The 751-nt window shown below is 63.5% G+C and carries 1 protein-coding gene; it reads right to left on the reverse strand.

Features of this window, described 5'->3' with window-relative positions:
• A partial coding sequence (locus RUGAMON1_RS32630) for an AMP-binding protein (RefSeq protein ID WP_445234422.1) occupies window positions 1-751 on the reverse strand: 751 nt, incomplete at both ends.

Here is a 751-nt window from a genome sequence, read left to right on the forward strand (position 1 = left end):
GGCCGGCGGCAGCACCGCATCGAGCGGCACATAGGCCGCGCCGGCCTTCAGGATCGCCAGCTGGGCGATCACCAGTTCGGCCGAGCGCTCCAGGCAGGTCGCCACGTAGTCGCCCGCGCCGATGCCTTGTGCGATCAGGTGGCGCGCCAGGCGGTTGGCCTGCGCATTGAGTTCCGCGTAGCTGAGCGTACTTTGGTCGTGGACCAGCGCCACGGCCTGCGGCCGCAGCGCCACCTGTTGTTCGAACACCTGATGCAGGCCCAGTTCGGACGGATAGGCGGCGTCGGTTGCGTTCCAGTCCGACAGCACCAGAGTGCGCTCAGCATCAGGCAAGATATCCAGCGACAGGAACGAGGTCTCCGTCTCCTTCGGATGCCCGGCAAGGCTGGCAATATGCTCAAGCACGGTCTGCATATAACCGCAGATTCGTCCAGCCGACACGGATTGATCGACCTGCACCGTCAGCGCAAAACCATTGCCAAAATCGTCTACTGAAAGAGTCAATGGATAAGTGCTGCGATCGGCCGCAGTCAGCACGACGACACCATCCCATCCGGATTCAGTATCGGTGGCTTCATTGCGCTGGCTATGACGATAATTCAACAGAGACGAGAACAGCGGCAACGGCGCCCGCACCGCACTGCAGCGCTGCGCCAGCGCCAATGGCGCGTGCTCGTGCCGCAGCAACTGCGTCAGCAGCGCGTGCGTGCCGCGTACGCCGCTGGCCACACCCTGATCGCCGATGCTGATC

The organism is Duganella rhizosphaerae (assembly GCF_040364205.1).
Classification (GTDB): domain Bacteria; phylum Pseudomonadota; class Gammaproteobacteria; order Burkholderiales; family Burkholderiaceae_D; genus Rugamonas; species Rugamonas rhizosphaerae.